Source organism: Polaromonas sp. P1_F9 (assembly GCF_056405615.1).
On the sequence record NZ_JBFUBT010000001.1, the window covers coordinates 876,417 to 903,218 of the forward strand.

The 26,802-nt window shown below is 62.8% G+C and carries 25 protein-coding genes; 17 read left to right on the plus strand and 8 right to left on the minus strand.

From position 1 onward, the window contains the following. Window positions 1–9 precede the first annotated feature (9 nt). The 3 genes from msrA to AC1DYR_RS04145 form a co-directional block, all read right to left on the minus strand. The gene (gene msrA / locus AC1DYR_RS04135) at window positions 10–552 is read right to left on the minus strand and encodes a peptide-methionine (S)-S-oxide reductase MsrA (RefSeq protein ID WP_457279947.1); all 543 of its coding nucleotides are present in this window, start codon (window positions 550–552) and stop codon (window positions 10–12) included. A 118-nt stretch (window positions 553–670) separates the two neighbouring features. Further along, window positions 671–949 carry a hypothetical protein gene (locus AC1DYR_RS04140; RefSeq protein WP_477703956.1) on the minus strand — a complete coding sequence of 93 codons (279 nt, stop codon included), beginning with the start codon at window positions 947–949 and terminating at the stop codon, window positions 671–673. 135 nt (window positions 950–1,084) lie between these two features. Next, a complete protein-coding gene (locus tag AC1DYR_RS04145) occupies window positions 1,085–1,978 on the minus strand; it encodes a LysR family transcriptional regulator (protein WP_477703957.1) in 894 nt (297 codons plus the stop codon). A gap of 205 nt (window positions 1,979–2,183) precedes the next feature. On the opposite strand from AC1DYR_RS04145, the gene AC1DYR_RS04150 reads away from it, so the two are divergent. The 9 genes from AC1DYR_RS04150 (at window position 2,184) to AC1DYR_RS04190 (ending at window position 13,430) form a co-directional block, all read left to right on the plus strand. Continuing rightward, window positions 2,184–3,341 (plus strand): acyl-CoA dehydrogenase, encoded by a 1,158-nt coding sequence (locus AC1DYR_RS04150; RefSeq protein WP_477704131.1) that lies wholly within the window; start codon window positions 2,184–2,186, stop codon window positions 3,339–3,341. A gap of 74 nt (window positions 3,342–3,415) precedes the next feature. Further along, window positions 3,416–4,192: a YdcF family protein gene (locus tag AC1DYR_RS04155; RefSeq protein ID WP_477703958.1), complete on the plus strand. Its 777-nt coding sequence runs from the start codon at window positions 3,416–3,418 to the stop codon at window positions 4,190–4,192. Between the two features lie 434 nt (window positions 4,193–4,626). Next, entirely contained in the window at window positions 4,627–5,328 is a 702-nt protein-coding gene (locus tag AC1DYR_RS04160; protein WP_477703959.1) for a TetR/AcrR family transcriptional regulator, read from the plus strand. Next, window positions 5,325–6,518 (plus strand): efflux RND transporter periplasmic adaptor subunit, encoded by a 1,194-nt coding sequence (locus AC1DYR_RS04165; RefSeq protein ID WP_477703960.1) that lies wholly within the window; start codon window positions 5,325–5,327, stop codon window positions 6,516–6,518. The genes AC1DYR_RS04160 and AC1DYR_RS04165 overlap by 4 nt, the downstream gene beginning before the upstream one ends. A 12-nt stretch (window positions 6,519–6,530) precedes the next feature. Next, window positions 6,531–9,761, plus strand: a complete 3,231-nt coding sequence (locus AC1DYR_RS04170) for an efflux RND transporter permease subunit (protein ID WP_477703961.1) — start codon at window positions 6,531–6,533, stop codon at window positions 9,759–9,761. A 62-nt stretch (window positions 9,762–9,823) separates the two neighbouring features. Next, complete coding sequence (locus AC1DYR_RS04175; protein WP_477703962.1) at window positions 9,824–10,507, plus strand: protein-L-isoaspartate O-methyltransferase family protein; 684 nt, start codon at window positions 9,824–9,826, stop codon at window positions 10,505–10,507. 63 nt (window positions 10,508–10,570) lie between these two features. Further along, entirely contained in the window at window positions 10,571–10,933 is a 363-nt protein-coding gene (locus AC1DYR_RS04180; RefSeq protein ID WP_477703963.1) for a rhodanese-like domain-containing protein, read from the plus strand. A gap of 66 nt (window positions 10,934–10,999) precedes the next feature. Continuing rightward, on the plus strand, window positions 11,000–12,361 hold the full coding sequence (locus AC1DYR_RS04185; RefSeq protein WP_477703964.1) for a TolC family outer membrane protein: 1,362 nt from the start codon (window positions 11,000–11,002) through the stop codon (window positions 12,359–12,361). A gap of 55 nt (window positions 12,362–12,416) precedes the next feature. Next, complete coding sequence (locus tag AC1DYR_RS04190) at window positions 12,417–13,430, plus strand: cupin-like domain-containing protein (protein ID WP_477703965.1); 1,014 nt, start codon at window positions 12,417–12,419, stop codon at window positions 13,428–13,430. 298 nt (window positions 13,431–13,728) lie between these two features. Here AC1DYR_RS04190 and AC1DYR_RS04195 read toward each other — a convergent pair whose 3' ends face one another. The 3 genes from AC1DYR_RS04195 to AC1DYR_RS04205 all read right to left on the minus strand — a co-directional run bounded on the left by AC1DYR_RS04195 (window position 13,729) and on the right by AC1DYR_RS04205 (window position 17,770). Next, window positions 13,729–15,105, minus strand: a complete 1,377-nt coding sequence (locus tag AC1DYR_RS04195) for a 3-deoxy-D-manno-octulosonic acid transferase (RefSeq protein ID WP_477703966.1) — start codon at window positions 15,103–15,105, stop codon at window positions 13,729–13,731. Then, window positions 15,102–16,160, minus strand: coding sequence for a lipopolysaccharide heptosyltransferase I (waaC, locus tag AC1DYR_RS04200; protein ID WP_477703967.1), 1,059 nt, complete (start codon window positions 16,158–16,160; stop codon window positions 15,102–15,104). The genes AC1DYR_RS04195 and waaC overlap by 4 nt, the downstream gene beginning before the upstream one ends. A 224-nt stretch (window positions 16,161–16,384) precedes the next feature. After that, on the minus strand, window positions 16,385–17,770 hold the full coding sequence (locus AC1DYR_RS04205; protein WP_477703968.1) for a phosphomannomutase/phosphoglucomutase: 1,386 nt from the start codon (window positions 17,768–17,770) through the stop codon (window positions 16,385–16,387). A gap of 243 nt (window positions 17,771–18,013) precedes the next feature. Here AC1DYR_RS04205 and AC1DYR_RS04210 point away from each other — a divergent pair, with 243 nt between their 5' ends. The 6 genes from AC1DYR_RS04210 (at window position 18,014) to AC1DYR_RS04235 (ending at window position 22,818) form a co-directional block, all read left to right on the plus strand. Next, complete coding sequence (locus tag AC1DYR_RS04210; RefSeq protein ID WP_477703969.1) at window positions 18,014–19,522, plus strand: DNA-3-methyladenine glycosylase 2 family protein; 1,509 nt, start codon at window positions 18,014–18,016, stop codon at window positions 19,520–19,522. 213 nt (window positions 19,523–19,735) lie between these two features. Then, entirely contained in the window at window positions 19,736–20,257 is a 522-nt protein-coding gene (locus tag AC1DYR_RS04215) for a methylated-DNA--[protein]-cysteine S-methyltransferase (RefSeq protein ID WP_477703970.1), read from the plus strand. Continuing rightward, the gene (locus AC1DYR_RS04220; RefSeq protein WP_477703971.1) at window positions 20,254–21,204 is read left to right on the plus strand and encodes a DMT family transporter; all 951 of its coding nucleotides are present in this window, start codon (window positions 20,254–20,256) and stop codon (window positions 21,202–21,204) included. The genes AC1DYR_RS04215 and AC1DYR_RS04220 overlap by 4 nt, the downstream gene beginning before the upstream one ends. Beyond that, entirely contained in the window at window positions 21,201–21,365 is a 165-nt protein-coding gene (locus AC1DYR_RS04225; protein WP_477677378.1) for a hypothetical protein, read from the plus strand. The genes AC1DYR_RS04220 and AC1DYR_RS04225 overlap by 4 nt, the downstream gene beginning before the upstream one ends. A 261-nt stretch (window positions 21,366–21,626) precedes the next feature. Then, the gene (locus AC1DYR_RS04230) at window positions 21,627–22,070 is read left to right on the plus strand and encodes a hypothetical protein (RefSeq protein ID WP_477703972.1); all 444 of its coding nucleotides are present in this window, start codon (window positions 21,627–21,629) and stop codon (window positions 22,068–22,070) included. Window positions 22,071–22,131: 61 nt separating this feature from the next. After that, complete coding sequence (locus AC1DYR_RS04235; RefSeq protein WP_477668066.1) at window positions 22,132–22,818, plus strand: hypothetical protein; 687 nt, start codon at window positions 22,132–22,134, stop codon at window positions 22,816–22,818. Between the two features lie 32 nt (window positions 22,819–22,850). Here AC1DYR_RS04235 and AC1DYR_RS04240 read toward each other — a convergent pair whose 3' ends face one another. Together AC1DYR_RS04240 and AC1DYR_RS04245 are read right to left on the minus strand one after the other, a co-directional pair. Next, entirely contained in the window at window positions 22,851–23,510 is a 660-nt protein-coding gene (locus AC1DYR_RS04240) for a DUF1345 domain-containing protein (protein WP_477703973.1), read from the minus strand. Between the two features lie 157 nt (window positions 23,511–23,667). Beyond that, window positions 23,668–24,162 (minus strand): Lrp/AsnC family transcriptional regulator, encoded by a 495-nt coding sequence (locus AC1DYR_RS04245; protein ID WP_457279917.1) that lies wholly within the window; start codon window positions 24,160–24,162, stop codon window positions 23,668–23,670. Window positions 24,163–24,432: 270 nt separating this feature from the next. Here AC1DYR_RS04245 and AC1DYR_RS04250 point away from each other — a divergent pair, with 270 nt between their 5' ends. Next, on the plus strand, window positions 24,433–25,419 hold the full coding sequence (locus tag AC1DYR_RS04250) for a Bug family tripartite tricarboxylate transporter substrate binding protein (RefSeq protein WP_477704132.1): 987 nt from the start codon (window positions 24,433–24,435) through the stop codon (window positions 25,417–25,419). 83 nt (window positions 25,420–25,502) lie between these two features. Next, complete coding sequence (locus AC1DYR_RS04255; RefSeq protein WP_477703974.1) at window positions 25,503–26,687, plus strand: ABC transporter substrate-binding protein; 1,185 nt, start codon at window positions 25,503–25,505, stop codon at window positions 26,685–26,687. Window positions 26,688–26,802: the final 115 nt, after the last annotated feature.

A 26,802-nucleotide genomic window follows, 5' to 3' on the forward strand; every position in this document is an offset into this window, starting at 1 on the left:
CGCGCGCCCTCAGTCCTTCACGCGTGACGCAAAGGTCTTGCGGAATTTGTCGACCTTGGGGCCAACCACGAAAGCGCAGTAACCCTGGTTGGGGTTGTTCTCAAAATAGTCCTGGTGGTAGGACTCGGCGGGCCAGTAGTTTTCCAGCGGCAGCACCTCGGTGACGATGGGTTTGCCGAAGGTCTTGTCCTGGCTGACCTGGCGGATGAAGTCGTCGATCTCCGCCTTCTGCTCGGGCGTTGAGTAATAGATGCCGCTGCGGTATTGCGTGCCGGCGTCGTTGCCCTGGCGGTTCAGGCTGGTCGGGTCGTGGATGACGAAGAAAATTTCGAGGATCTCGCGCAGCGTGATGTCGGCCGGGTCGTAGGTGAGCTTGACAACTTCGTTGCTGCCGGTGCGGCCCGTGCAGACTTCTTCGTAGCTGGGCCGTGCGGCCTGGCCGTTGCTGTAGCCCGATTCCACGTCGGTGACGCCGCGCACCTTGACGTACACCGCCTCGGTGCACCAGAAGCAGCCGCCGCCGAGCGTGATGGTTTGGGGGGAAGAAGGCATGGAAATCTCCGCTGAAATCCGTTGGTCGTACGGGGAGCGGCAATCTTACGCCGGGGCCTGCAGGCCCGCGCAGAGGCCCACACATTGCCCCTGACGCGATGGGGAAAGCCCGTCCCGCTCAGTCGCGCCGGCGCGGGCCTTTGGTGACGTGCTGGGGGCCGATTGCACGGCGCATCAGCCGCAGCAGGGCCAGCGCCACAAGGCCGCCGGCCACGGCCAGGCCGAGCGAGCCCATGCTGAAGACCGTGTCGTTGGTGGCGCCCTTGCTGAGCAGGGCAGCCACGAAGTCGCCGCCGATGAAGGCACCGAACATGCCGACGCCGATACTTTCGAGGATGACGATTTTTTCGCGGGTGCCCGCGACCAGGCAGGCGGCCCCGCCGAGAAGGGCACCCACCACACACCAGATATACGGGTTGATGCCGTTCTCCTGAAGACTATGAACTGCCCCATGGTGACAGCTTTACGCCCCCAGCGGTGGACATACTTTTAGCAAGGCCATTCGCCAGGGCACCTGGGCGGGATGGAATCTTCATGCTTTCGCCGCCGGGGCGATTGCGCGCACCGCCGTCACAAACGCCGCCAGCGCCTGGTGGTCGCGTGCGGTTTTCCAGAGGCAATGCGTTTCATAAGGTGTGGTGGCTGCGTCCAGCGGCACAAAGGCGGCGCCCGCCATGGCTGACTGCCTGAGCGCCGCCGGCACCAGCGCAACACCCATGCCTTGCGACACCAGAGACACCACACTGAGCCAATGCCGCAGTTCGTAGCGGATCTCCGGGTAAAAACCGGCTTCCGTGCAGATCGCCAGGATGCGCTCGTGGTAATCAGGCGAAACCGCGCGCGACACGACGGCAAACGGCTCACCCTGCAATTGCCTCAGTGACACCGAACGCTTGCGCGCCAGGGCATGGCCGGCCGGCAGGCAACACACAAAAGCCTGGCTGGACACCAGCACCTGCGAAAGCTCGGGCGGCACGTGCGTGGTGTGCACAAACCCCAGGTCGAGCCGGTCATGCGCGAGCTCGACCAGCTGCTCGCTGGAGCTGAGCTCTTTCAGGGTCAGCCGCAGCAGGGGGTGGCCGGCCTGGAAGCGCTCCAGGATGCGGGGCAAGCCGCCGTAAAGCATGGTTCCTGAAAACCCGATGGCCAGGCTGCCGGCCATGCCCTGCCCCACGTCGCGTGCGTGGCCGGCGGCCAGCGCCGCCTGGTCGAGCAGCGCACGGGCGGACGGCACAAACGCCCGGCCGGCGGCCGTCAGTGCGACCTGCTTGCTGCTGCGCGTGAACAGCTTCGCGCCGACGGAGGCCTCCAGCTGCTGGATATTGAGCGACAGCGGCGGCTGGGAAATGGACAGCCGCCGGGCGGCGCGGCCGAAGTGCAGTTCTTCAGCCAGCACGAGGAAATACCGAAGGTGGCGAAATTCCATGAATATGTTTTTTATATCGTTGAATAGATATTTGATATTAGACAACTATTCATGCCTGCCCAACAATGGTGTGTGCCCTGGGCCCTGCACGGGCCCGCCCGGCCCGCATTGGCGGAATTTCCCGCGCCCCTACACTTGCTGATTCAAGCCCCCAAGGAGACAGACCGTGAAAACCCAATTCAACTGGCAAGACCCGTTTTTCTTTATGGAGCAGCTGAGCGAAGACGAGCGCGCCATTGCCGACGCCGCCCACGCTTTCTGCCAGGAAAAACTGCAGCCCCGCGTGCTGATGGCCGCACGCCACGAAAAATTCGACCGCGAAATCATGAACGAAGCCGGCGCCATGGGCTTCCTCGGCTCCACGATTGAAGGCTACGGCTGCGCCGGCCTCAATTACGTGAGCTACGGCCTGGTCGCGCGTGAAGTGGAACGCGTCGACAGCGGCTATCGCAGCGCCATCAGTGTGCAATCGTCGCTGGTCATGCACCCCATCAATGCCTACGGCAGCGAAGCACAAAAACAAAAATACCTGCCCAAGCTGGCCACCGGCGAATGGGTGGGCTGCTTCGGCCTGACCGAGCCCAACCACGGCTCCGACCCCGCCAGCATGCTGACGCGCGCCAAGCCTGTGGACGGCGGCTTCATCGTCAAGGGCGCCAAGATGTGGATCACCAACAGCCCGATCGCCGACGTGTTTATCGTCTGGGCCAAGCTGGAAGACCCGGACGGCAAGGTCGGCGGCCAGGAAAGCATCCGCGGCTTTGTGCTCGAAAAAGGCATGAAGGGCCTCTCCGCCCCGAAGATCGAAGGCAAGATGAGCTTGCGTGCCTCGATCACCGGCGAGATCGTGATGGACGACGTATTTGTGCCAGAAGCCAACCTGCTGCCCAACGTGAGTGGCCTCAAGGGCCCCTTCGGCTGCCTGAACAAGGCGCGCTACGGCATCGCCTGGGGTGCTCTGGGCGCTGCTGAAGATTGCTGGTTCCGCGCTCGCCAGTACACCATGGACCGCGTTCAGTTTGGCCGCCCGCTGGCGCAAAACCAGCTGATTCAAAAGAAGCTGGCCGACATGCAGACCGAGATCACGCTGGGCTTGCAGGGCTGCCTGCGCGTGGGCCGGCTGATGGACGAAGACAAGTCCGTGCCGGAAATGATTTCGCTGATCAAACGCAACAGCTGCGGCAAGGCGCTGGACATCGCCCGCCTGGCGCGCGACATGCACGGCGGCAACGGCATCCATGACGAATACCATGTGATCCGCCACATGATCAACCTCGAAACGGTGAACACCTACGAAGGCACGCATGACGTGCATGCACTGATCCTGGGCCGTGCCCAGACCGGCCTGCAAGCCTTCTATTGAGAGGCTTTCAGGGCTCCATCCCAATCAGAACAAGCGTAGGCAGCTATATTTTTCATAGCAAATAAATACAACGCATGGAATTCGGCGCGCTTAAGCCTTTGTTAACCGGCCTGGCGCTCCCGCCAGCCTTGCTGCTGTTGCTGGCCTTGCTCGGCCTGATGCTGGCCTGGCGCAATAAAAAGGCCGGGCTGGCGCTGGCAACCTTTTCGGTACTGCTGCTGGCGCTGCTCAGCTGCCACGGCGCGGCCGTCTGGCTGGCGCGCACCGTGCTGCCGCAGTTTGCCGCCATGCCGGTGGCCAGCCTCAAGGCCCACAAGATACAAGCGATCGTCGTGCTGGGCGGCGGCGTGCTGCCCGAGGCGGCTGAATACGGCAGCAGCCAGCCGGGCGCACACACGGCGGCGCGGTTGCGCTACGGTGTGTGGCTGGCACGGCAGTCGGGCTTGCCGCTGGCCTTTACCGGCGGCATGGGCTGGGCGGCCAGCAGCGCACAGACCGATTCCGAAGCCGTGGTGGCCGCACGCATGGTGCAGCAGGACTACGGCATGACGTTGCGCTGGAACGAAGCCCAGTCGCGCGATACGTGGGGCAATGCCCGCCTGCTGGCGCCGTTGCTGCAGCAAAGCGGCGTGCAACGCATCGCGCTGGTCACCGACGCCTGGCACATGCCGCGCGCCGTAGCGGCCTTTGAGCGCGCGGGCCTGATAGTGACGCCCGCTCCCATGGGCCAGGTGCAGCCGGCACAGCACGACCTCATGGAATGGGTGCCTTCCGCGTCGGGCCTGGTGGTTTCGCAGCAGGTATTGCGCGAATGGCTGGCACTGGCTGTCGGCCGGTTCACGCCCGTTTAGGCAGACCGGCCCACCGACGGCGGCCAGCGAACACGAGCTTGTCACCTGGCGGCTTTACCGCGGGTTTACCTTTCCGGGAGCTACCGCCTCCCCCGCTACGGTGTAGCCTAGGGCCTGTTAACGCTATTGATGCAAGATGCGTTGCGAGTCAAAAAGGCCTTGAGCAAGGCGCAAAATGCAGGCGGGGTGAACCCCGTCAAGGCTTTGCAACGCCGCGCAAGGCCTTTTTGATCGCAACCCGGGGGGAATGGGGTGAGAAAGGCGCCACTCGGCGTTGCGCTCCTAGCCCAGACAGAAGTCTGGGCGTCGTCACGCGCCTTGATTGGCGCCTTTCTCACCCCATTCGCATTTGCATCAATAGCGTTAACAGGCCCTGGTTTGAGTTGACGGTCGGAAAGTAAGCAGATATATTACTAACCAGTCAGTCAGTAACTATGTCACTTTCCAAATTATTTTGCGACAAAACCTCCGCGGTCGCCGCCAAACGCGAGCGCCGCAAGGAAGCACGCCCCGGCGAACTGCTGGACGCTGCGCTAGACCTGTTCGTGGAAAAAGGCTTTGCCGCCACCCGCGCCGAAGAAGTGGCGGCGCGCGCCGGGGTATCGAAAGGCACGCTGTTCCTTTACTTCCAGAGCAAGGAAGAACTGTTCAAGGCCGTGGTGCGCGAAAACATTTCGGGCCGCTTCACGGAATGGCGCACCGAGCTGGACACCTTTGAAGGCACCACCCCTGAATTGCTGGCTTACTGCATGAACAGCTGGTGGGAGCGCGTGGGCCTGACGCCCGCCTCGGGCCTGACCAAGCTGATGATGAGCGAGGCCAAGAACTTTCCCGACATCGCGGCCTTCTACCAGCAGGAAGTCATCATGCCGGGCCACGGGCTGATCCGCAGCATCCTGCAACGCGGCATGGACCGCGGCGAGTTCCGCCCCATGGACCTGGACTATGCGGTCTACCTGGTGGTCGCTCCCATGATTTTCCTGATCCTGTCCAGGCACACCGCCGGCATCTGCATCAGCAGCGACGCGGACCTGGATGCCAAAAAATACATCGCCTTTCAGGTAGAAACCATCCTGAACGGCATCACCGCGCCGGCCGGCGCCGCCGCACAGGCCAACAGGAAATCCGCAACATGAAACGGTGGGTCAAGTGGGCGGTCGCCGGGCTCATCGTGCTGCTCATCGCCGGCGGCGTACTACGTGCGCTGTCCGCACGCAAGGCCCAGCAACAGGCGCTTGCCGCAAGCACCGCCGTCAAGGACATGGGACAGGTCGAACTGGCCGCCACCGATGTGGTCAAGGCGCAAACGCGCGACGTGGTTCAGGGGTTGCCGGTGTCGGGCTCGCTCAAGGCCGTCAACTCCGCTGTCATCAAGGCACGCGTGGCCGGCGAGCTGCAGGGCCTTACGCTTCGCGAAGGCGACGTGGTCAAGGCCGGCCAGGTGATTGCGCGCATCGATGCCACCGAATACCAGTCACGCGTGCGCCAGGCCCGCGAGCAAGCCGAGTCGGCCAAGGCACAGGTGGATGTGGTGCAGCGCCAGTACGACAACAACAAGGCGCTGGTTGACCAGGGCTTCATCTCGAAGACCGCACTCGATACCTCCCTGGCCAACCTCAATGCCGCGCAATCCACCTACAAGGCGGCCCTGGCCGCTACCGAGGTCGCGGCCAAATCGGTCGACGACACGATCCTCAAAGCCCCCATCTCCGGCCAGGTGTCGCAGCGCCTGGCGCAACCCGGTGAGCGCGTGGGCATCGACACCAAAATCGTCGAGGTGGTGGACCTGAGCCGGCTGGAACTGGAAGCCACCTTGAGCGCCACCGACTCCATGGACGTGCGCGTGGGCCAGACGGCACAGCTGCAGATCGAAGGCAGCCGGCAACCCGTCACGGCCAAAGTGGTGCGCATCAATCCCACAGCGCAGGCCGGCAGCCGCAGCGTGCTGGCTTACCTCAGCATCGACAATCCGGGCGCCGCAGGCGACGCCGGCGCGCCGCCCTTGCGCCAGGGGCTGTTTGCCCAGGGCACGCTGGGCACGGCCAGCGCTTCGCTGCTGTCGGTGCCGGTCAGCGCCGTGCGCACTGACAAACCCACACCTTATGTGCAGGCGATTGAAAACGGCCTGGTGGTGCACAAGAGCGTCGAACTCGGCGCACGTGGCACCGCGGGCAAAGACAGCGTGGTCGCCGTCAAGGGCCTGGCCGACGGCGCGGTGGTGATTCGCGGCGAGATCGGTGCATTGCGTGAGGGCACCAAAGTGCGTTTCACACAGCTTCCGGCTGCGGCGCAAGCAGCCAGTGCACCGGCCAAGCTGGCGCCCTGAGGACTCGCGCGCATGTGGTTCACGCAGGTCAGCCTCAAGAACCCGGTGTTCGCCACCATGGTCATGCTGGCCATCGTGGTGCTGGGACTGTTCTCCTACCAGCGCATGCAGGTCGACCAGTTCCCGAACATCGACTTTCCGGTGGTCGTCATTACCGCCGAATACCCGGGTGCTTCGCCCGAGATTGTTGAAAGCGAAGTCACCAAAAAAATTGAAGAAGGCGTCAACTCGATCGCCGGCATCAACGCGCTGACTTCGCGCAGCTACGAAGGCCAGTCGGTTGTCATCATGGAGTTCCAGCTCTATGTGGATGGGCGCCGCGCCGCCGAAGATGTGCGCGAAAAGATCGCTGCCATCCGGCCCACCCTCCGGGATGAAGTGAAAGAGCCACGCGTGCTGCGCTTCGACCCGGCAAGCCGGGCGATCTGGTCCGTTGCGGTATTGCCCAACGCCCAAAGCGGCAATGCCATGTCGGCCGTGGAGCTCACCAACTGGGCCGACCAGGTGCTGAAAAAGCGCCTGGAGAACGTGCGCGGCGCGGGCTCCGTCACACTGGTGGGCGGCACCAAGCGCGAGATTAATGTCTATCTGAACCCGCAGGCCATGGAGTCGCTGGGCATCACGGCTGACCAGGTGGTCAATGCCGTGCGCAACGAAAACCAGGACCTGCCGGTGGGCGCGATCCGTTCGCTGCAGCAGGAGCGCGTCGTCAAGATCGATGCACGCATGAAGCGGCCTGAAGATTTCGGAAAAATCATCGTGGCGCGCAAGGGTAACTCGCCAGTGACGGTAGATCAGGTGGCGCGCATTGCCGACGGGGCGCAGGAAATCGACAGCCTCGCGCTCTACAACGGCCAGCGCACTCTGCTGCTGTCGGTGCAGAAGGCGCAAGACGAAAACACCATTGCCGTGGTCGATGGTTTGAACCAGGCCATCAAGGACATCCAGCCGCAATTGCCGCCCGGTGCACGGCTGGAGCTCATCACCGACGGCTCGCGGCCGATTCGCGTGGCCGTTGAAAACGTGCGCCGCACGCTGATTGAAGGTGCGCTGCTGACGGTGCTCATCGTCTTCCTTTTCCTCAACTCCTGGCGCTCCACCGTCATCACCGGACTCACGCTGCCGATCTCCATCATCGGCACCTTCCTGTTCATGAACCTGTTCGGTTTCACCATCAACATGATCACGCTGATGGCGCTGTCGCTGTGCGTGGGCCTGTTGATCGACGACGCCATCGTGGTGCGTGAGAACATCGTGCGCCATGTGCAGATGGGCAAGGGCCCCTACCAGGCCTCGCTGGACGGCACGCAGGAGATCGGCCTGGCCGTGCTGGCCACCACCTTTTCCATCGTGGCGGTGTTTTTGCCCATCGGCTTCATGGGCGGCATCATCGGCAAGTTCTTCCACGAGTTCGGCGTGACCATCGTGGCGGCGGTGCTGATCTCGATGTTCGTTAGCTTCACGCTGGACCCGATGCTCTCCAGCATCTGGCACGACCCTTCCATCGAAGCGCATGGCACGCGCCATGCGCCCGTCACTTTCTACGACAAGACCATAGGCCGCGTCACCGGCTGGTTTGACCACGCCACCGACTCGTTGAGCAACAGCTACCAGGGCATCCTGCGCTGGTCGCTGGGCCACAAGCTGGCCACCCTGGCCCTGGCACTGGTGATTTTTATCACCAGCATTTTCATGGTGCCGCTGCTGGGCACCGAGTTTGTGCCCAAGGCCGACTTCTCGGAGACCTCACTCAACTTCTACACGCCGGTGGGTTCGTCGCTGGAAACCACCGAAGCCAAGGCGCGGCAGGTGGAAGCCATCATCCGCGAATTCCCCGAGGTGAAATACACGCTGGCCACGCTGAACACCGGCAATGCCCAGGGCAAGATGTACGCCAGCATTTATGTGCGCCTGGTGGACCGCAAGGCCCGCACGCGCAGCGTCGACGAAATGTCGGGCGTGCTGCGCGAGCGGCTCAAGCAGGTGCCGGGCATCACGGTGACGCACGTCGGGCTGCTCGACGCGGTGGGCGGCAACAAGCAGGTGGAGTTCTCGCTGCAGGGGTCGGATTTGAAAGAGCTGGAGCGCCTCACGCGCGCCATCAACGACAAGATCCGCGGCATTCCCGGCCTGGTAGACCTGGACTCCAGCGTCAAGGCCGACAAGCCGGTGATTGAAATTGATGTGCGGCGCGACGCAGCCTCCGACCTGGGCCTGTCGGTGTCGCAGATCGCCGCATCGCTGCGCACCCTCGTGGCCGGGCAGACGGTGGGCAACTGGCGCGCGCCCGACGACCAGACCTACGACGTGAACGTGCGCCTGGCACCCGATGCGCGCAACGCGCCGCAAGACCTTGAGCGCCTGCCCTTCATGAGCACGCCCGGCAGCAGCGCCGACGGCGCCGCGCACATGGTCCGGCTCAACCAGGTGGCCACCGTGAAGGAATCCACCGGCCCCAACCAGATCAACCGGCGCGACATGGCGCGTGAAGTCGCGATCAACGCCAACGTCTACAACCGCTCGGCCGGCGAGGTGTCGAACGATATCAAGGCCGCACTGGAAAACTTCAGCTTTCCGCCCGGCTACCGCTACCAGTTCAGCGGCTCCACCAAGAACATGGCCGAGTCTTTTGGCTACGCGGTGTCGGCGCTGGTGATGGCCATTTTGTTCATCTACATGATCCTGGCCAGCCAGTTCAAGAGCTTTTTGCAACCCATGGCGCTGATGACCTCGCTGCCGCTGACCTTGATCGGCGTGGTACTGGCCCTGTTGCTGTTCCGATCCACGCTCTCGATGTTTTCCATCATCGGCGTGGTGATGCTGATGGGTCTGGTCACAAAAAACGCCATCTTGCTGGTGGACTTTGCCATTCGAATGCGCGCCGACCAGATCGACGTGGACGGCCATCGCGTCGCGGGCATGAATCGCAGCGATGCGCTGCTGCATGCCGCCAAGGTACGGTTGCGCCCCATCCTGATGACCACGCTGGCGATGATTTTCGGCATGGTGCCGCTGGCTTTTGCCCTGACCGAGGGCTCGGAGCAGCGCGCGCCCATGGGCCAGGCCGTGATCGGCGGTGTCATTACCTCTTCGCTGCTGACCCTGGTGGTGGTGCCGGTGACGTATTGCTACCTGGACGACCTGGGCCAGTGGTTCAAGCGCAAGTTCGGCCCCAAAACACCGCCGCAAGCCTTGGCGGAAACGCCCGCGGCAAGGCCGGCGCCTGTCATGGGCGACCGCTAAAATCAAGGGTTTATCTCGTGTACAGCTCACCCTCCCCCATTTCGCCAACTTACAGGTCCGCCATGAACTACGAACAAGCCCGATTCAACATGATTGAGCAGCAAATCCGCCCCTGGGAAGTACTGGACAACCAGGTCCTTTCCCTGCTGGCCGTGGTCAAGCGCGAAGACTTTGTGCCGGCCGCCCAGAAGGCGCTGGCCTTTGTCGACATGGAAATCCCGCTGGGCACCGGGCCCGGCCAGTGCATGCTGGCGCCCAAGGTGGAAGCCCGCATCCTGCAGGAACTGGCCGTGCAAAAGCATGAAAAGGTACTTGAAATCGGCGCTGGCTCCGGCTACATGGCCGCACTGCTGGCCCACCGCGCGCAGCAGGTGATCACGCTGGAGATCGACCCCAAGCTGGCACAGACCGCACGCGACAACCTGCAAAGGGCGGGCCTCTATAACGCCGAAGTGCGCACTGGCGACGGCGCCGCAAAAATCGCCCAGGCCGTTTCCAGCAACGACCCGCTTCGTGGACCGTTTGACGTGATCGTGCTCAGCGGCTCGGTCGCCGAAGTGCCGGCTTCGCTGCTGTCCCTGCTCAAGGTGGGTGGCCGTCTAAGCGCCATCGTGGGCTTTGAGCCGATGATGCGCGCCACCCTGGTCACACGCGTGGCCGAAGACGCCTGGCGCACCACCCAGGCCTGGGACACCGTGGCGCCACGCCTGCTGAATTTCCCTGAACCTTCGAAATTCAGCTTCTGAGCCTGGGCGCCGTACACGACTTCACCAACGCCAAGCACGCATTCCAACGCAGGACAGCCGACCATGATTCCCCAACTGAGCCCCGCCAACTTCGCCGAGTGGCGCAACAACGCCGGGGAAGGCGCGCCCGCGTTGCCGGTGGTGCTGGACGTGCGCGAGCCCTGGGAACTGCAGGCGGCGTCAGTCAAGGAAGACGGCTTCAGGCTGGTACATATCCCGATGCGAGAGATTCCCAACCGCCTGGCCGAGCTGCAGCAAACTGAAGCGGGTACCGGCCAGCCGATTGCATGCCTGTGCCATCACGGCATGCGCAGCCTGCAGGTGGCCAACTTTTTGACGCAAAGCGGCTTCACCGAGGTCGTCAACCTGCAGGGCGGCATTGACGCCTGGTCGCAGCAAGTGGACCCGTCGGTCCCTGTGTACTGACCCTTGCCACCGCTGCACACCGTACTCATCCCCACATCGCCGATTCACTCATTCCTCAGGACCTTTATGACCACGCCCAAGAAACCGCCGGCGCTACGCCTGTCGATGTTGCCCCTGTCGATTGCCGTCACCACGGCGCTGATGATGGCAGCCCCGGCCGCACAGGCCCAGAGCCTGGTGGAGCTGTATGAGTCGGCCCGTGCCTTCGACGCCTCTTACCAGTCGGCCAAGCTGCAATACGACGCCAACCTCGCCCGGGCCGACCAGGCCAAGGCCGGCATCCTGCCGACGGCGGGCATTTCAGCAGGCGTGTCGCGCACCAATTTTGAAAACACCACACCGGTGATAGACCGCAGCTTCAATACGCAAAACGCCACGCTCAACCTCTCACAGCCGCTGTACCGCCCGGCCAACTGGGCCACCTACCAGCAGGCCTCCAGGCAGGTGGACCTGGCCAAGGCCCAGCTGGAGGCCGCCGACCAGGACCTGATCGTGCGTACCAGCCAGGCCTATTTCGACGTGCTGGCCGCGCAGGACACCCTGACCTTTGTACGGGCCCAGAAAGCCGCGGTAGCCGAGCAACTCGCGTCGGCCAAGCGCAACTTCGAGGTGGGCACCTCCACCATCACCGACACGCGCGAGGCGCAGGCGCGCTACGACCTGGTCATTGCCCAGGAGATCGCCGCCGAGAATGACCTGCGTGTCAAGAAACTCGCGCTGGACACGCTGGTCGGCAAAACCGAAACCCAGCCCAAGCCCCTGGCAAACCCGGTCGGCCTGCCCACAGTGACGCCGGCCGACGTCGGCATCTGGGTCTCGCAATCCGAGCTGGTGCATCCCAGCATCCGCCAGGCGCAAAGCAATGTGGAAATCGCGGAGCTGGAGGTTAACAAGGCCGAAGCCGGCCACAAGCCCACGCTTGACGCGACAGCCAGCTACAACGTCACGCGCAATCCCTCGGGCACGGCAACCACCATTCCGCCGTTTGCCTTCCGCACCAACACCACCACCGTCGGCGTGCTGCTCAATGTGCCGCTGTTTGCGGGTTTCGCCACGCAGAACCGCGTGCGCGAAACCCTGTCGCTGCGTGACAAGGCGCAAAGCGACCTGGAAGGCGCGCGGCGCACCGTGGCGCAGGCCACGCGTACCGCTTACTTCGGCGTGCAATCGGGCCAGGGGCAGGTCAAGGCGCTGGAGGCGGCCGAACTCTCCAGCCAGAGCGCACTGGATGCCAACAAGCTGGGTTACCAGGTCGGCGTCCGCATCAACATCGATGTCCTCAACTCGCAGAGCCAGCTGTTCCAGACCAAACGCGACCTGGCCAAGGCGCGCTACGACGTGCTGCTGGGCGACCTGAAACTGCGCCAGGCCAATGGCACGCTGACGCCGGAAGACCTGCAAAAAATCAACGCACTGCTGGCCAGGTAAATCGCGGTACGCTTCACAACACTCCAACAAAGGCCGGCCCGGGGCCAGAATTTCCATGTTGATGCCCGCACACAATCCCCTGCCCTTGCCGATAGAGGCTGAACGCGTGACTGATGCGCCGGTACACATCCCCAAAGGCCCCAGCTTCGAGTTGATCGAGGAAACCACCTGGGAAGAACTCAAGCGCGCGGGCCGCCGGCAACCGTTTGACAAACCCGTGCTGGTCAAGGGCGGCATCCATCACTGGCCGGCCTGGAAAAAATGGTCGTTTGAATTCCTCGCCGACGTCTGTGCCGGCAAGGGCGCCGAGGTGCCGGTCAAGTTCACCGATGGCCTGGTCGAACAGGGCGTGACCAAGGGCCGCCCCTTCCTTCCGGTTGCGCCCTACCTGCGGGAACTCGGCAAGGCGGCGCAACGCACGCCGGACCCCATGGCCGGCCTGCTGCCCAAGCCGGTGCGGGACGGCTACAAACCCGGCGAGCGCTTTCACCTGAACTGGGCGCACATGCAGTCGTTCAAGCCGACGACCTTGTACCTGGCGCAGTGGGACATCCTCGAAAAATACCCCGAGCTGCGGCGCGACCTGCTCATCAAGAGCCTGTGGCCCGGCCGCATGACCTGGGAATATGTGTTCATGGGCCCGGCCAATACCGTGACCGGCCTGCACAACGATTTCCCGCACAACTGGTTTGTGCAACTCCAGGGCGTCAAGGAGTTCATCCTTTTCTCACCCGACCAGCGCCAGCACATGTGCCCGGCCGCCAAATACGACTGGGGTGCCACGCTCAGCGACATCAACGTCTCGCGCCTGCCTGAGCAAGTCCGCGAACTCGCCTCCTTCGAAAAAGCCCATGGCTACCATGCCCGCGTTGAAGCCGGCGATGCCCTGTTCATCCCCAGGCGAACCTGGCACTCAGTGGTCTCAGTGGAGCCCTCCATCAGCCTGGGCATGTTTGGCCTGACGCCGTATGAAGTGGCGACCGGCGGCGCCTGGGCCACGCTGCGCGACTGGGCGCACCATTTGCACCTCTACGCGTGGAACAACTGCACCTGCCACAAAAAGAGTTAGCCCGGTGGAATAGGGCCCCCACGCTCCCCCACTTCGTGTGGGTCGCTGCCCCCCGAGGGGGCCGCCCGCCTGTGGCCCGGCAAAGCCGGTTCCACGGCTCACGCTGGGGTTAAGAGATCATCCCAGTCGTTAACTAAATACCCGTTCGCCCTGAGCCTGTCGAAGGGTGACTTCGTTAGATCAGCGTCAAGATGACATAGGCGCCGAAGCCGAAGAGGCAGGCGGCCATGAAAAGCAGCATCCAGAACCAGATCGGTACCCGTAGTTTGGTTTTGGATGGCTCGGTCATGGTGTGGCCTTACTTCGCTGGGGCCGCCAAAAAGCTCTCAAGCGCACTCGCCGTCTTTGCCGTGGCGCCGCGGTTGCGGTCGGCGAAGGCCAGGCCGGCGGCCACGGCGGCGGCGCGTGCTTCGGGTTTGTCCATCAGCTTTCGTGCGGCACGCACGCCCTGCTCCATGTCGACCACGCGCCGTGCTGCACCGGCCTCGATGGCCAGCTCGGCGGCTTCGGTGAAGTTGAAGGTATGGGGGCCCATCACGACCGGGCAGCCACAGGCAGCCGCCTCGATCAGGTTTTGCCCGCCCAGCGGTGCGAAGCTGCCGCCCAGCATCGCGACATCGCTCATCGCGTAATACAGCGCCATTTCGCCCAGCGAGTCGCCCAGCCATACATCCGCATGCAGCGCATCGTCGTTCACGGCCGGGCCGCCCGCCGTATCGGGCCAGTGTGAGCGGCGCGAAACACGCAGGCCGTGCTGCTGCACCAGCGCCTCCACCTCATTGACGCGTTGCGGGTGGCGCGGCACCAGCAACACCCTGAACTGGCTTCCCGGCCCCTCGACGTGCGCTTCTGCCTGCGATTCATTTGCTACAGAATTGATAGCTGGTTGCGCCCGTTCAGATTGGGCCGTGGCACTTAATTGCTTTAAAAATTCCTGCTCTTCGCCTTCGCGTGAGCTGGCAAACATAAGCACCGGAAGCCCAAGCGTCCGGCGCCAGACCTTGCCTTTTTCCAGCTGGGCGTCGTCAGGCGAGGCGTCAAATTTGAGGTTGCCGAACACGCCGCTCACCGCAGCACCCGCCTGGCGAAAGCGCCGGGCGTCGTCATCGGTCTGGGCGTACACCGCAGACAACCCCGCGTAAGCCGGAAACGACAGCGGCGACATTTTCAGTGCCTGCTGCAGGGATTTTTCGGACAACCTGCCGTTCACCAGCACCAGCGGTATGGCGCGCGCCTGGGCGCCGGCCACCATGTTGGGCCATATCTCGGTTTCCATCAGCAGGCCCAGCCGCGGCCTGAAGTGGTCAAAGAAGCGCGCTACTGCGCCTGGGCTGTCCCAGGGCTGCCACACCTGCACGTCACCGGCCAGCAGCAGGGCCACACCCTCGGCGCGCCCTGTGGCCGTGCCGTGCGTCAACAAAATACGCAAGCCCGGATGCTGCGCGCGCAGCGCCTTGAGCAAAATGGCCGCCGTGCGCGTTTCACCGAGCGAAACGGCATGCAGCCAGACCAGCTCAGAGGTGGTTTCCGCGGGCTGGGTGTAGTGGCCAAACCGTTCCTGCACCGCCTGAAGGTAGCCGGGCTCGTGCCTGCCGCGGCGCGCCAGTTTGCGGCGCAGCAGCGGCTGGCCCAGCCACATCAGCAGCGAATAAAGTTTCAGGGCCAGCGCGCTCATTTCGCCCCACCGGCACGGGCGGGGCTGCTCACCGCCCAGCAAGCCAGCCAGGCCTGCCAGACGGTTTCCACAGTGGGTGCCGGCCGCGCAAACACGCTGACCTGCCGCCCCCCGTGGCCGAGGGTGCCGGGGCCGGTGCGCCACGCCGTGTCGAAGTTGTATATCTGCACATGCGGCAAATCCAGCGCCACGGCAATGTGGCTGACACCGCTGTCGACACCAATGACACCGGCGCACTGCGCCAGCGCTTCAGTGAGCGCATCGAGCGGCAGCAGCGGCAGCACCAGGGCGATGTCCGCTGCGGTTTTGGTCAGCGCCTGTGCAATGGCCTGGCTGGTGGCCAACTCGTGTGCGTTGCCGTGCGCCAGTGCCACCGGGTAGCCGGCCCCATTGAGGCGCCGCCCCAGCGTGACCCAGTGGTCCAGCGGCCATTCCTTGTCGGCGCGCGAGGTGCCGTGGACCAGTACCACCCGGCCTTTCGACGCTGCAGGCGCTATCTTTTCAGGAGCTGCTTGCGCCCGTCCCTCATGGGCTGCAGGTATTTTTAGTCCAAAATCCGGCACCCCTTCCGGGGTGTAGCCAAGCGCGCGCGCCGCCAGCTCGCGCGAGCGCTGCACCGCGTGAATATGCGGTGGGAGGGTGATGGCCACGTCGGCCACCCAGCGGGTAGGCGCTTCATAGCCCGAGCCCTCGGTCTGGTTGGCCAGCGCGTAGCGCTTGCCGCCGGGTGCCAGCGAGGCAAGCCGCGCCACCAGCGCCGACTTGGTCAAGCCCTGCAGGTCGATGACGGCGTCATAGGCTTCACGTTGCAGGTCGCGCCGGAAGGCACGCCATTCGTTTCGCGTTGCCAGCGTCCAGAATGATTTGCGCCAGCGCCGGATCTCACAGGGAATCACGCGGTGCAAGCCCTTGTGGCGCGCCAGCAGCGGCGCAAATGACTTTTCCACCACCCAGTCAATGCGCGCTTCCGGGAGCGCGGCATGGATGTCCCGCACCACCGGCAGGGTGTGCACCACATCGCCGAGCGAGGACAGCTTGACCAGCAGAATTTTCATGAGGTATTTTAGGCCCCCACGGTCGTTCGCTTCGCGTAACTCCCTGCCCCCCGAGGGGGCCGCCCGCCTGTGGCCCGGCAAAGCCGGTTCCACGGCTCATGCTGGGCTAAAGAATTCTTTGGGCAATACCAGCGGGGGCCGCGGGACTGGCTTTGCCAGACCGCAGGCGCCGCCCCCTGGAAGGGGGGAACAGACTACACGCAGTGAGTCTGGACGGGGGTGGACTAATGGACCGCTGCAGCGAAGCTGGCGCCGGGCTTGACGCTGCGCAACAAGGCCAGCATGTCGGCCTCGATACGCTCCAGCGCCTGCTGGGTGTGTCCCTCAAAGCGCAGCACCAGCACCGGCGTGGTGTTGGACGCACGGATCAGGCCAAAGCCGTCGGGCCAGTCGACGCGCACGCCATCGATGGTCGAGATTTTGGCGGGTGCCGCGAATTTCGCTGATTTGATCAAGGCCTCCACTACCGTGTGCGGCTCACCTTCCTTGCAAGCCACGTTCAGCTCAGGCGTACTGAAGCTGGTGGGCAGGGCATTGAGCACGATGCCGGCGTCAGGCACGCGGCTCAGGATTTCCAGCAAGCGCGCGCCGGCGTAAGTGCCGTCGTCAAAGCCGTACCAGCGCTCCTTGAAGAAGATGTGGCCGCTCATTTCACCGCCCAGCGGCGAATCGACTTCTTTCATCTTCGCCTTGATCAGTGAGTGGCCGGTTTTGTACATCAGCGCCACGCCACCGGCGGCCTCGATCTCGGGCGCCAGGCGCTGCGAGCATTTCACGTCGAACAAAATGGTGCCGCCCGGCATGCGTGAGAGCACGTCGCGGGCAAACAGCATCATTTGGCGGTCCGGGTAAATGTTCTGGCCGTCTTTGGTCACGATGCCGAGGCGGTCGCCGTCGCCGTCAAAGGCCAGGCCCAATTCGGCGTCACTGCTTTGCAGCGTCCTGATAAGGTCTTGCAGGTTCTCAGGCTTGCTCGGGTCGGGGTGGTGGTTGGGAAAGTTGCCGTCCACTTCGCTGAACAGCTCTGTCACTTCGCAGCCCAGCGCGCGAAAGATGGCGGGCGCTGACGCGCCGGCAATACCGTTGCCGGAGTCGATGACGATCTTCATCGGGCGCTCCAGCTTGATGCCGGAGACGATGCGGTCCCGGTAGGCCGTGCCCACGTCAACCTGGCGGATGGCGCCGGCCTGTGAAGGCAGCACCCACTTGTCGCCCTCAATCACGCGGCGCAAACCCTGAATCTCTTCGCCGTAAATGGCGCGGCCGGCCAACACCATCTTGAAGCCGTTGTAGTCCTTGGGGTTGTGGCTGCCTGTGACCTGGATGCCCGAGCCGGCCAGCGTGCTGGCCGCGAAATAGAGCATGGGTGTGGTCACCATGCCCACATCAATCACATCAATGCCGGTGGCGGCCAGGCCGCGCATAAGCGCTGCGCTGAGCGCAGGTCCGCTGATCCGGCCGTCGCGGCCAACAGCTACCGCCTTTTCACCTTCTGCCAACGCGGCCATGCCAAACGCTTTTCCAAGGGCCTCGGCCATGTCTTCATGGATGGTGGACGGCACAACACCGCGGATGTCATATGCCTTGAAGATGGACGGGTTGATTTGCATCGGGTGCGGTTCCTGGAAAGACGGGAATAAAGCAGAAAGAAAGCAGAAAGAAGGTTGATTTTCATTGTAGGTGCCGGCCTATGCGCCAGCTGTAGGCCGTAGCCCTTTCCGGCAGGTCCGTTCAGACTATTGCGGCGCCTCAAAAACCAGCCACGCCGGCCCCAAAAACAGGGGTTTTCAGGCCCTCAGGGACATGTCCGAAAACGGCTAGTCAGAAGCCTGCTGCGGCGTATCATTTCCCTCATGAACCGCGAAACCACCCCTCTTGCCGACAACGACTGCTACCTCGCCCTGAAGGCGCGGGACGCGCGTTTTGACGGCAGCTTTTTCACCGGTGTGACCTCCACCGGCATCTACTGCCGCCCGGTCTGCAGCGTGAAAACGCCCAAGCGCGAGAACTGCCGTTTCTTCCACCATGCGGCGCAGGCCGAGAACGCCGGCTTCCGCCCCTGCCTGCGCTGCCGGCCCGAGCTGGCGCCGCATTCGGTGGTGTGGTCAATACAGGATGCGTCCTACATCCTGGCGCACCAGGCGGCGCGGCTGCTGGATGAGCCCGAGGTGTGGACCGAGGAAGCACCTTCTGTAGAAAAGCTGGCCGCCAGGCTGGGCGTGAGCGACCGCCATGTGCGGCGGATTTTCGAAGCGCAGTTCGGCGTCTCGCCCATGCAATACCTGCAGACACACCGGCTGCACACCGCCAAGCAGCTGCTGGCCGATACCAACCTGCCCATTACGCAGATTGCGCTGATCAGCGGTTTTGCAAGCGTGCGGCGCTTTAATGCGGCCTTTGTGGAGCACTACAAACTCAACCCCACGCAGCTTCGGCGCCAGGGCCCGGCCCGGGTCGGCGAGGTGGGCGAAGGCGTGATCGTGCGGCTGGGCTATCGCCCGCCCTACGACGTGCAGGCCATGCTGGCCTTCTTCAGCAAGCGTTGCATCAGTGCCATTGAATTCATTGCCGCAGACGCCGCGCTGCCCGCTCTGGGCAGGACCTTCAGTATCGAGTCGGGCGGCAAGCTGCATGCCGGCTGGCTGCTGGCAAGCTTTGACGAAAGCCGTTCTCAGTTGGTGCTGCGCGTCAGCGATTCGCTGCGCGAAGTGCTGCCGCTGGTGATACGCCGCGTGCGCACCACCTTTGACCTGGACGCTGATCCGGCCACCATCAACAGCGTGCTGCACGACAGTTTTCCCGAAGGCGACGGCCTGCGAGTGCCAGGCGCGCTGGATGGCTACGAGCTGGCGGTGCGCGCCGTGCTGGGCCAGCAGATCACCGTGGCCGCCGCACGCACGCTGGCGCAGCGCATGGTGGACCGCTTTGGCGAACCCGTGGAAACACCGTGGCCGCAGCTGACGCGCCTCTTTCCCGCGCCGGCCGTGCTGGCTGCGGCCAGCGGCGACGCGCTCGGGCAACTGGGCATCGTCAGGCAACGCCAGGCGGCCATCGTGGGCATTGCGCAGGCAGTGGCGGGCAAGCAGCTGCAACTGCACAGCGGCGCCGACGTCAACACGACAGTGGCCGCGCTGAAAGCGCTGCCCGGTATCGGCGACTGGACGGCGCAATACATCGCCATGCGGGCACTGCGCTGGCCCGACGCGTTTCCATCTGGTGACGTGGCGCTGCACAAGGCGCTGGGTGTGCAGGAAAAAAAGAACCCGGCACGGGAGGCTGAGCTGGCCTCGGACGCCTGGAAACCCTGGCGCAGCTACGCGGTGATACGCGCCTGGAGCGGCACGCTGGAGCGCCCCGGCTGACGGCGCAACAGCGACAACCTGCCGATTCATGCGTTCGGGGAATGAATGCGGCGCCTCGATTTCATTGGACGGTACAGCGTTCAGGCGCGAACATCGCCGGTGAATGATCGAGCCAGCCTTGCCCCGCGAAACGACAAGTTAGCCAAAGCGCCTTTCTAGGACTCAAACAGACCTGATAAGGCAGACACTCGAAACCATTCAAAGGTGACCAAGATGAAATTCGACAACTCCATCGTCCAGACGACCTTCCACAGCCCCCTGGGGGAAATGATCATTGCCGCGACTGACAAAGGCCTTGCCGGCACCTGGTTTGCGGGCCAGCGTCACCTGCCGCCGCAGCTCGTGAAACCCTATGTATGGCGCGAAGACCCGGACCATCCGGTGCTCAAGCAGACCATCAAGCAACTCACGGAATACTATGCCGGCACCCGCACCGGGTTTGACCTGCCGCTGGACCTGGGTCACGGCACGGCCTTCCAGCAGTCGGTATGGCAGGCGCTGCTGGCCATTCCGCAAGGCGGCACCCTCAGCTACGGCCAGGTGAGCCAGCGTATCGGCAAACCGGAGGCCGTGCGCGCTGTGGGTGCCGCAGTCGGCCGCAACCCGGTCAGCGTGATCGTGCCCTGCCACCGGGTGCTGGGCTCCGACGGTTCGCTCACGGGCTACGCAGGCGGCCTGCACCGCAAAACCGCCTTGCTTAAACTCGAAGGCGCACTTCAGGAGAACACGCTGTGAGTTCCAGTCCTTCCGCTATCGCTGCGCCAGCAGGCGCGGCAGCAGCCAGGCCCAAAAACTGGGCCCTCGATTTTGTGATGCTGGCCGCCATCTGGGGCTCATCCTTTCTGTTCATGCGTATTAGCACGGTGGAGTTCGGCCCACTGCCGACCGCCGCGGTACGCGTGGGCATTGCGGCGCTGTTCCTGTTGCCCATCGTGTGGCTGCGCGGCCTGTTGCCTGACCTGAAGAAAAACTGGAAGCGGATTTTTTTCATCGGCGTGCTCAATTCAGGCATTCCGTTTGCATGTTTTTCGTTTGCACTGCTGTCCATCACCACGGGCCTGTCGGCCATCCTCAACGCCACCGTCCCCATGTTCGGCGCACTGATCGCCTGGCTGTGGCTCAAGGACAAACCCAATGCCTCGCGCATCCTGGGCCTCTTCGTAGGTTTTGCCGGCGTCGCCATGCTGGCCTGGGACAAAGCCACCTTCAAGCCCGATGCCTCGGGCGTGGCGCCCGGCTGGGCCGTGCTGGCCTGCCTGTTTGCCTGCCTCTGCTACGGCATCTCRGCCAGCTATACCAAACGCTACCTCTCGGGCATGCCACCACTGGTGACGGCGGCCGGCAGCCAGATGGGCGCAACCCTCGGCCTGGCCTTGCCGGCCGCCTGGCTGTGGCCGGCGCAGATGCCGGGCGCGCATGCCTGGCTGGCGCTGCTGGCGGTTGGCGTGGTTTGCACCGGGCTGGCCTATATTTTGTTTTTTCGCCTGATCGAAAATGCCGGCCCGCCGCGCGCGCTGTCGGTCACCTTCCTGGTGCCGGTGTTTGCGGTGATCTATGGCGTGATCTTCCTCGGTGAGCATGTGACGGCCTGGATGGTGATCTGCGCCGTGGTGATTGTGTGCGGCACGGCGCTGTCGACCGGCCTGCTCAAGCTGGGCCGCAAAGGCCCGACGCAAGGATGACTTCGGCCCGCAAGACCAAACTCAAGCTGACCGCGCCCAAGCCTCGCAACCCGCTGGTGGCGCCGGCGGCGCAACGCAAGGCCGGCTCGCACCGCAAATCCGAAGCGAGCCTGCGCAAGAAGGAAAAGATGGCGCTCAAAAAGCAGCTGTTTCAGCTGTAAATATGCGCGTCTCCCGGGTTGGGTGAGAATCGTGACTCCAACCATCCGACGATTCAAACAACCAGATCGACTCGCATGCAGCAGTTCGACGTTCATGGCCAGTCGACCTGGCGCCGCACCACTTGATTGACTTCAACAACGTGAATCCAGCGAAACTGATGCCCAATCCTTGTTTCGGGCGAACGCCCAGCCGACAGCTTCGTTGTCCGTCGACGACACGCCCATGCTAAACGTCAGGCCGCACAATCTGCCACCCACCTCATGTCAAGTCCCCACCCTGAAGAGTCGCAGCAACCAAATCGTGCTACCTGGCGCGGCCTCCTGATAGGCGCGTTTTTGCTCGCGATCACCTGGCTCGGCGCTGCACTGCTGGAACCGTATCTTGTGGATGCCTCAGTCCAATCCGCAGATCCTTCCGTCATACGGGTCAACGCGCCCGCCTGGGCAAACTCAAATATCTGGCTCCTGAGCCAGGTTTTGGCCTTGGCCATCTGCATCGCCGCAGGATTCGCCTCGAAGTGGTGGAGCCAGCCGAAGTCGTGGACCGCACCTCTGGTATTACTGGTCATCGTCCTTGGCTACATATTCTTCGGGCAGTTTCCGGCAACCTCGGCCGCCTGGCGCATTGCCTTATGGTCGTTGGGGCTGCCGGCTTCTTTTCTTTTCGGGGCATGGCTAGGCGCGCGGTGGCAAAGTGCGGCCTAAACCTTACCCAATCCGCACCCCCCAATCCGTACCTGACTCGAACTCCAGGCTTATACAAAATATGAACTATCAATACCTGCTCATTGCGATATCCACGGCATCACTGATGGCATGTGCAATTCCACCGACAACAACGGCTCAACAGAAGGCAGTGATAGCAGGACCCAACGATGCCAATGCGAAGAGCTTCCTCCTTACACAGGTGGTCACGCAAGTTCCACTTGGCAGCCGGGTTCTGAATATCCAGTACGGTTGGAGCTGCTTCACGGGCAACTCGGTCGACTGGCGCGGCGGAAGAATCAACCTGACAGATGACGAATTCAAGGATGCCTTTCGCAAAGAGTTCACTCAGTCCAACTACAAGGTTGCGGGCGACCCAAAAGCCCTGTTTGTTGACAAGACCGTTGCGAATGCGGAGTTGCTTGTCGCTGGCGCCATTGAAAAATACGAGTCCAATCTCTGCTTTCCTTTCTCCGGCAGCCCAAACGCAGATATCGGCATTACCGGCAAGCTAAAGGGCTCCACTTACCTGCAGGTTCGCTGGCAAGTCTTTAGCACAGCCTCCGGAAAAGTTGTTTTTGAAACCACGACAGATGGGTCTTTCAACGCTCCGGAAATTACTTCCGGCAGCGTGCCTGAGTTCCTTAAAAAGGCATTTGAGGCAAATGTCAGAAATCTGCTGGCGGAGCAGCGCCTGTACGAACTTGCAAAACCGGGCAAAGATGCCGCAAAGGCCAGCCCCATATGATCCATTAGGGACTTCGCGACGTCTGGCTGGCCCTACTGCAGCGCCCCCGCCACCACATTGATGCTGAGCGCCAGGATCAGCATATTGAAGCCGAACGACAGCACGCTGTGCACCAGCGTCAGCCGGCGCATCTCGCGTGAAGTGACCTGCACGTCGGAGACCTGCGAGGTCATGCCCACGACATGGGCGTAGTACAAAAAATCGAAATAGTCCGGATCCAGCCCTCCGGGAAAACACAGGCCAGGCCCATCGGGCTCTCCGAGTTTTTCTTCGTGGTAATAGCGATGGGCATAGCGAAACGCGTAAATCGTCTGCATGAAAAGCCAGGAAGCAGCAAGCGCCGCAACGGAGAGCACGATGTGCAGCGTGCGCTCCATGCCCGACAGGTTTTTGGCCTGCTGCATCATCAACGTAATGGCCGCGACGCAGGCCATGGTGGCCAGCAGCATCAGTAAGAACAGCACCACACTGGGTTCGTCCTGAGCCTGCGCGCGTTCACGTGTGCGTTTTGCGTCGAAGCGCACGCACAGCCACCAGGCCAGCCACAGGTAAACGCCGACTCCGGCACACCAGCCCAGCAGGCCGCAAAACTGCCAGCCCAGGGGCAACGGTAAGGCCGCCACCACCAGCCCGGCCACCAGGCCCAGGGTGAGACGCTGCGGTCCCGTGGTTTCGGAGAAATGTTTGCGCATGGGTGCATTGTGGGGCCGGTGGCGCCCCAGCTTCAAACCCGCAGCCTCAAGGCAGGCTTGAAGAACCGACGGTGCGTGCCGGTACCACTCGTGGCAATGCGCGATGTCCGTGGTCGGTGTCCTTCAACCTGCATCGGGCTTGTCAACGCCCTGAACACTACATCACAGGCAATTCCGTCGTTGAGAGCACCTGCTTCAGCACGACGAAGGTGCGGATCTGCCGCACTCCCGGGAGGTAGAGCAGCTCCGCGGCATGCAGGCGGTTAAACGATTCGTTGTCCTGCGTACGGACGGTGACGAAATAGTCGAACTCGCCCGTCACCACCACGCATTCCAGGCAGCCCGGCACCTTCTGCACCGCTTTTTCGAAGTCGGCGAAGGACTGCGGTGTGGACCGGTCCAACACCACGCCGATCACGACCAGCATGCCAAGGTTCAGCGAAGCAGGATTGAGCAACGCGACGATGCGCTGTACCAGGCCCATCGACTTCAGGCGCTCCACCCGGCGCAAGCAGGCTGCGGGGCTCAGGTGCACCTTGGCCGCCAGGGCCACATTGGAGATCGATGCATCGCGCTGGAGCAGGCGCAGGATCACGCGATCAACCCGGTCCAGGTCAGGCCGTGGAGCAGTTGTTTCATTCTGTAAACGCACTTTAATTTCTCGTTTTTCTTTAATCACACACTTCTCCAAGTTTTCAAATCTAATTATTCGAATAACTGATCTTAAAAGTCAATCATGTTGCAACCCTGTTGCGTGGCCTCGGCGATAGACTTTCCTTGACTGCTCAAGCGGATTTCCGACATGCCCTCCAACTTTGCCGCTTGGGATTCTGGATACGTCGAAACGCAATGCCTGCAGTTTCCTGTTTCGCAACCGATGATCAACACGGCCCATGCCGTATCAAAGAGGAGCAATACGATGATGAACCCAAGGTATGAGAAGCGCTTCTTCCTGGCCATGGCGCTGGGCTTGCTGGCCCCCTGGGCCAGCGTTCACGCGCAGGGCTATCCAACCCGGCCGGTCCAGCTGGTCATTCCTTTTCCGCCGGGTGGCGCCACCGACATCGCCGGACGGCTGGTCGCCAAGAAACTGGCTGAACGACTGGGCCAGCCGGTGGTCATCGACAACCGGCCGGGCGCCGGCACCGTCGTCGGCGCCGCTTATGTTGCCAAGGCGGCGCCGGACGGCTACACGCTGCTGATCAGCTCAGGTTCCACCTTCACGGTGAATCCAGCGCTCATGCCCAAGCTGCCTTACGACCCGATCAAGAGTTTCGAGCCTGTCGGGATGGTGGCGCGCGTTCCCCTTGTGTTGCTGGCCAACGCCGATGTCCCGATCAACGACCTGAAGCAACTCATAACAGCAGTGCGCGCCGCGCCGGACAAGTACGTGTATGGCTCGTTCGGCAACGGCACCACAGGGCACTTCGCCGGCGAAATGCTGTGGAGCGCCGCTGGCATCAAGCTGCAGCATATCGCTTACAAAGGCAGCGCACCGGCGATGAACGACTTGATGGCCGGCCAAATCCCCTTCTCGATTGACACCGTCGCGGCGGCGCTGCCGCAGCTGAAGGCGGCCAAGCCGAGGATCAAAGCCATCGCCGTCACTGGCGAGAGCCGCGCGACGCAAATGCCCACGGTGGCGACTGTGGCGGAGAGCGGTTTCAAAGGTTTCTCGGCCGATTCCTGGCTGGCCATTGCCACGCCCAAGGGGGTGCCGGCGGATGTAAAAGCCAAGCTGCAAAAGGCGCTGGCTGAAACCATGAAGGACCCGGAGCTTCGCGAAAAACTCGTCGCGAACGGACTCGAGCACGCTTGGGAGCCCGCTGCCACGGTTGCCGCGCGCATCGAAAACGAGCTGCCCCGCATGCGCGTGATTGCCCTGCGTTCCAACATCCGGATCGATTGAAAGTGGCGGCCGGCAAGGACCTCGTGGCCTTCTCCGATTGATTGTTATCCATGGGGCTGAATTCACTATCTACAGCCTCAGGCTTGACAGGTGAAAGCGTTGCACGTGCGAGTTGGACCGCGTTAAGGAAACTGGAAATGAGAACTGGTCAGTTGATTGCCCGCCTGGCGGGCCTGGTCATCGCAAGCGGTATAACGTCGTCCGTGCTGGCCGCGCAGCTTGTAGTCGGTCAGGTGGCTCCGTTGACAGGCATTGACGCGAGCCAGGGCCGCGCCTACGCGGCTGGAATGCAGTTGCATTTCAACGCCGTGAACAAGGCGGGCGGGGTCAACGGAAACACCTTCATCCTGGCGCGCCGCGACGATGCTGGACGTCCCGATGAAACACTCACCCAAACGCGTGCCCTTCTGGCCGAGGACAAGCCCGTGGTGCTTGCCGGCTATTTTGGAAGCCGCAATATCGCCCAGCTGGTCAGCGCGGGCGTATTTGAGCGCGAGCACATCGTGCTGGTCGGCTTCCGCGCGACCGAACTGAATCTGGACGTTCCGCAACTTTATGGCGTGCGCGCCACATTGCGAGACGAACTTGCGAGAATCACGGCGCACCTGGCGACAGTCGGAATCACCAGGCTTGGCTTGTTTTACGAAAACGGCCCCGGTGCTGCGGCACTCATCGCCGCCGCACAGGAAGCAGCGGCAAATGCCAAGGCCAGGATCGTGCAAACGGCGGGTTATGACGCTGGGACCAGCCGCGTGACTGCCGCCGCTGACGCCATGCTGCAAGCCTCACCGCAGGCGATCATCATGATTGCAAGCGGAGGCGCTGCTTCCGGTTTTATTGAGAAGTACCGCTCGGCCGGAGGAACGGCTCAGCTGTTTGCACACTCGGGCGCGGACATTGAGCAGATGGCGAAACGGCTTTCTGACGAGCAAATGCAAGGCATCGCGATCGCCCAGGTGACGCCCAGCCCCTACAAACTGACAAATCGGCTTTCCAAGGAGTTCAACGACATCGCGGCAACAGCCGGCGCGCAGGATGTTCCGATCAGCTACGCAATGATGGAAGGCTTCATCGCGGCCAAGGTGATTGTTGAAGCGGCCCGACGGCAAGGCTCGCGTGTGACCCGTGAAGGTTTTGCTTCCGCTCTGGATGGACTGGACAGCTTTGACCTGGGAGGATATGTCATCGGATTTCGTCCGGGGATGCGCAATGGTTCGCGCTTCGTGGAGATGACAATCGTCAGTGGAAACGGAAGAATCCGGCAATAGCAAAAGCAGGGCCGATACCGCTGCTTTGCGCCACTCACCCAATCTTGAGGACGCAGTCAGGAAACAAGGGCCGGAAAAGAGAAAAGGGTTAGCAGATACTTACCTGCTAACCCTC